Origin of the sequence: Longimicrobium sp. (assembly GCF_036280135.1) — a bacterium.
In the GTDB taxonomy this organism is placed as follows: Bacteria; Gemmatimonadota; Gemmatimonadetes; order Longimicrobiales; family Longimicrobiaceae; genus Longimicrobium.
Map to the genome: position 1 here is coordinate 1 of NZ_DASURI010000473.1, position 5,431 is coordinate 5,431.

General features: G+C 70.6%; 4 protein-coding genes. All 4 read left to right on the forward strand.

Going from position 1 to position 5,431, the window contains the following annotated elements; genetic code table 11:
- The coding region (locus VFZ20_RS15290; RefSeq protein WP_329684773.1) for a lipoate--protein ligase family protein at positions 1-535 on the forward strand (535 nt) is incomplete at its 5' end.
- Between the two features lie 63 nt (positions 536-598).
- Positions 599-2,242 (forward strand): ABC transporter substrate-binding protein, encoded by a 1,644-nt coding sequence (locus tag VFZ20_RS15295; protein ID WP_329684774.1) that lies wholly within the window; start codon positions 599-601, stop codon positions 2,240-2,242.
- Positions 2,243-2,374: 132 nt separating this feature from the next.
- Positions 2,375-4,036 (forward strand): ABC transporter substrate-binding protein, encoded by a 1,662-nt coding sequence (locus tag VFZ20_RS15300; RefSeq protein WP_329684775.1) that lies wholly within the window; start codon positions 2,375-2,377, stop codon positions 4,034-4,036.
- Between the two features lie 26 nt (positions 4,037-4,062).
- A partial coding sequence (locus tag VFZ20_RS15305) for a peptide ABC transporter substrate-binding protein (protein ID WP_329684776.1) occupies positions 4,063-5,431 on the forward strand: 1,369 nt, incomplete at its 3' end.

Sequence of the window (5,431 nt, forward strand, 5' to 3'; positions counted from 1 at the left end):
CCGCGAGCTCACCTACAGCGTCGCCGCGCCGCAGGGCGCGCTGGGCGGCCCGCGCCAGGCGTACGCCGCCGTCAACCGCGCGCTCGTCGCCGGCCTGCAGCGGCTGGGCGTGCCCGCGCACCTGCAGCCCGCCGGCGTGGAGCGCGCGCCCATCCCCTCCCTCGCGCCCTGCTTTGAGCAGCCGGTGGAGGGCGAGGTCACGGCGGGGGGACGCAAGCTCGTGGGCAGCGCGCAGCGCACGGAAGCGGGGGTGATGCTGCAGCCCGGCTCGCTCCCCATCGAGGACGACCAGTCCGCCGTGGGCGAACTGCTGCGGGCGGACGCGCGGATGGCCGCGGCCGATCCGCCGGCCACGCTGGCGGGGCTGCTGGGCGCCGCGCCGGACTGGGACGTGCTCGTGGAGGCGCTGGCGTGGGGGTGGACGGCGGGGCTGGGTGTCACCCTCCTGCGGGACGGGCTGACGGAGGACGAAGTGCGCGGGGCGGAGGGGCACCGGGCGCGGTTCGAGGACCCGGCATGGACTTGGCATCGCTGAGCGCGTCTTGGCCGGGGATTCATGCCGGCGCGCACGCCATCTGACGACGTGGGAGGGGGAGGAATGAACGCACTCAGCGCCCGGCGCATCCTGCCGGCCATCGCGGTCCTCGTGCTGTCCGCCTGTGGGGGCGGGGACGGCGGAGGCGGGGGCGACGCCAAGGGCGGTGCCGACAAGGGCACCCCGGTGCAGGGCGGAACGGCGGCCATCAGCGTGCTGTCGGACTTCCAGGCGTTCAACCCCGTCACCAACACGCACCTCACGACGGACGACGTGATCAAGCACATGCTGTTCACGCCGCTCATCCAGTACGACGACAAGCTCAAGCCCATCCCCTGGCTGGCCGAGCGGTGGGAGTTGACGGACACGGCCGTCACCTTTCACCTGCGGCGCGACGTGCGCTGGCACGACGGCCAGCCCGTCACGGCCGAGGACGTCAAGTTCACCTTCGACCTGGCCAAGGACCCCGCCACGGCCTCGCTGCTGGGCAGCGCGTACATGAACCTGGTCAAGTCCGCCGCCGTGGTGGACTCGTTCACGGTGCGCTTCAGCTTCGAGTCGCCGCACGCGCAGGCCCTGGACGGCTTCTGGTGGCCACCCCTGCCCAGGCACCTGCTGAAGGACGTGGCGCCGGCGCAGCTGGCCCAGCACCCGTTCAACCGCCGGCCCGTGGGCAGCGGCCCCTTCAAGTTCGCCGAGTGGCGCCCCACGCAGTCCGTGACGCTGGAGGCCAACCCGCAGTTCCCGCAGGCCCTGGGCGGCCGCCCCCACCTGGACCGCGTCGTCTTTCGCGTGGTGCCCGAGGCCACCACCATGGTGCGCGAGCTCATCAACGGCACGGCCGACATGATCGGCTACACGCTGCTGCCGGACCAGGGCGCCCAGGTGCAGAACCAGCGCGGGCTGGACCTGCGCCACTACCCGTCGCGCGAGTTCACCTTCTTCGCGTGGAACAACACCCGCCCGCTCTTTGCCGACGCGCGGGTGCGGCGGGCCATGGGCATGGCCATCAACCGCGAGCGCATCATCGAGGCGCTGCTCAAGGGCTACGGCCAGCCGGCCCACGGGATGATCCCGCCCTGGAGCCCGCTGTACACGGCCGCGCAGCCGCTTCCGTACGACCCCGCCCAGGCCCGGCAGCTGCTGGCCCAAGCCGGGTGGCGCGACACCAACGGCGACTCCATCGCCGACAAGGGCGGCCAGCCCCTGCGCGCCGTGCTCACCATCAACTCCGCCAACCGTCTGCACGCCGACATCGCGCAGGTGGTGCAGGCGCAGCTCAGGCAGGTGGGCGTGCAGCTGGAGATTCGCCCGCAGGAGTTCCAGTCCATGCTGCAGCAGTACAAGGCCCGGCAGTACGACGCCGTGCTGGCCAACTGGAGCCTGGACACCTTCAAGGTCGATCCCACGCCCCTCTTCAGCTGCGCCGAGGCCCGCATCGCCAACTCGGCCAACCGCACGGGCTACTGCAATCCCCAGGCGGACCAGCTGATGACGCGCGGGCTGGCCACGACGGACGAGGCACAGGCAAAGCAGATCTGGGCGCAGTACTCGCAGATCCTGCAGCAGGACCAGCCCGTGACGTTCCTGTACTGGTCCGAGGACCTGGCCGGCCTGGGACCCCGTCCGCAGGGCGTGGTGACGGACGTGCGAAGCAAGATCGTAAACATCCGGGAGTGGTACATCCCGGCCAACCGGCAGCGCTAGGCGGAACTCGTCGCGCGGCAGGCAAGTACACCAGAGACCGGCCCTGCCCCGCGCGGGGTCCGTTTTCTCGTTTTCTGTCGCCTGCCGCCCGCCTCGGGCCGGCGCCGACCGTACCCGCGGACAGACATCCTGATGAAGCAACGGTCCCTTTCCCTGCTGGCCCTCGCGCTCCTGGCCGCCTGCGGCGGCGGGAACGACGCGGCGCGCCCCAAGGGGGGCGGGCAGGCCGCCGACGAGCCCAGCGTTCCCGAGCAGCAGCGCTACGGGGGGACGATCGTGATTGGTGCCATCGGCGCCATCCCCGACATGAACCCCCTTACCAGCACGGACCACACGGCCAACCAGGTGCAGCAGTTCGTGCTGTTCATGCCCCTGGTCACGTACAACGACAAGATGGAGCCCGTGCCCCGGCTGGCGCGGTCGTGGGAGGTGAACGCCGACACCACGGCGCTCACCTTTCACCTGCGCGACGACGTCTTCTGGCACGACGGAAAGAAGACGACGGCGTACGACGTGAAGTACTCGTACGACATGGCCCGCACGCCCGAGACGGGGTTCCCCAACACGGCGTTCTGGACGCACTACAAGGACGCCACGGTCGTGGACTCGTTCACGATCCGCATCGGCATGGAGCCGCACGCCGACTTCATGGATTCGTGGCGCTCGTTCGCGCCCGTGCCCCGGCACGTCCTGGAAGGCACGGCGCCGGCGCAGATCCGCAACCACCCGTTCAGCACGCGCTCGCCCGTGGGCAACGGGCCGTTCCGGTTCGTGGAGCACGTGCCCCAGCAGCGCTGGGTGTTCGAGGCCAACCCCAACTTTCCCAGGGAGCTGGGAGGGCGCCCGTACGCGGACCGGCTGGTGTACCGGGTGATCCCCGAGCCCACGACGCTGCAGACGGAGCTGCTCAACGGCAACATCGACTACTACATCGCGCCCACGGCCGAGCAGGCCGACGCCATCGAGCGGTCGCCCAACGCCCGCGTGGTCTCCTTTCCCGACCGGCAGTTCCTCATGCTGGGGTGGAACGAGCGGCGCGAGATGTTCAAGGACGTGCGGGTGCGGCAGGCCCTCACCATGGCCATTGACCGCGAGGCCATCGTAAAGGCCGTGCGGCGCGGCTACGGCCAGCTGGGCAACACCACCATCCCGCCCATCTTCTGGAACCACGACCCGCAGGCCGGCGCCGAGCTGCGGTACGACACCGCGGGCGCCAGGCGGCTGCTGGCCGAGGCCGGGTGGCAGGACCGCAACCGCGACGGCGTGCTGGAGAACGCGCAGGGGCAGCCCTTCCGCTTTACCCTGATGACCAACCAGGGCAACGCCGAGCGCAAGGACATCACGGAGATCGTGCAGGCCCAGCTCAAGCGCGTGGGCGTGGACGTGCGGCCCCAGCTGTCGGAGTGGGGCACCATGCTGGACCGCATCAACGACGTGGAGCGGCGCGACTTCGACGCCGTGCTCGTGGCGTGGGTGACGGAGTTCCGCATCGACGACACGGACCTGTTCTCGTGCAGCAAGATGAACTCGCCGTACCAGTGGGTGTCGTACTGCAACCCCGAGACGGACCGGCTGCTGGACACGCTGCCCCGCATCGTGGACCGCGAGGCCTCGCGCCCCGTGTGGCAGCAGTACCAGCGGCAGATCGCGCGGGACCAGCCGTACACCATCCTGTACTTCACCACGCGCCTGGAAGGCGTGCACGAGCGGCTGCGCAACGTGGACCCCGACGCCCGGGGCGACTGGGTGGGCATCGACCGGTGGTACCTGCTGCCCACCATGCGCAACCGCTGACCACAACGGACCTGACGACACACATCATGAAGACGTCTGGGCGGGGATCGGGGGCGGCCGCGCGCCGCCTGGCGGCACTGGCGGCGGGGCTGGTGCTGGCGGCCTGCGGCGGAGACCGCGAACGCGGCGCCGGCGGCGGCCAGGCCGACCCGGCGGCCGGCGAGGGAACGCCGCGGCAGGGCGGCACGGCCGTCGTGGCCGAGCTGGGCGACATCCAGTTTCCCCACCCGTTCTTCTTTCAGGGCGGCATCGACGCCGACCTGATGGACGTGATGTACATGGCCCTCACCCGGGCCGAGTGGCGCGACGGGCGGCTGGTCTTTACCCTCTCGGACCAGTCGCCCATGGCCGCCGCGTGGAACTACGAGTACGTGGGGCCGGACTCCACGGCCCTGCGCTACCGGATGAAGAGCGGGCTCAAGTGGTCCGACGGCCAGCCCATCACGGCGCAGGACGTGGCCTGGACGTACGAGATGTACGCCAGCCGGGAGCTGGCGTCGCCCCGGCAGGAGAACGTGGCCGACATCGACTCGGTGGTGGCGGAGAACGACAGCACCGTCACCTTCCACTTCAAGCGCCGCTACCCCGAGATGCTCTTCGACTCGGGGCTGCACATCGTCCCCCGCCACGCGTACCAGGGCACGGCCCCCGGGGCCATGCGCACCCACCGCGTCTTCAGCCGGCCGGAGACCATGGTGGTGAGCGGGCCGTTCCGCATCGGCGCGTGGCAGCCCGGGCAGGCCATCACCCTGGTGCCCAACGAGCACGCGGCGACGAAGCCGCGGCTGGACCGGCTCGTCATCCGCGTGATCCCCGAGACGACCACGCGGCTGGTGGAGCTGCGCAACGGCACGGTGCACTTCGCGCGGAACATCCCCTTCGACCAGATCCCCGGTCTGCGCCAGCAGGCACCCAACCTGCACTTCGAGCGGGAGCAGGGCCGGTTCTGGGAGTTCGTGGCGTACAACCCGGCCAAGGTGCCCCAGTTCGCCGACCCGGAGATCCGCCGCGCGCTGGGGCTGGCCGTGGACGTGCAGGGGATCATCCGCACGCTGCGGATGGAGGAGTACACGGTGCCGGCGTCGGGGCCCTATCCGCCCATCTTCACGGACATCTACGACCCGCAGCGCATGCGGCCCCTGGCCTTCGACACGGCCCAGGCCAAGCGGATCCTGGAGCAGAAGGGGTGGCGCGACACGGACGGCGACGGCATCCGCGACAAGGACGGGCGGCCGTTCCGGTTCACGCTCATCACCAACACGGGCAACCAGCGCCGGGCCGACGTGTCGCTGATCCTGCAGCGGATGTGGCGCAACATCGGGGTGGACCTGCGCCTGCAGCCGTACGAGATGGGCACGTTCCAGGAGCGGATGATCCAGGAGAAGGACTTCGAGG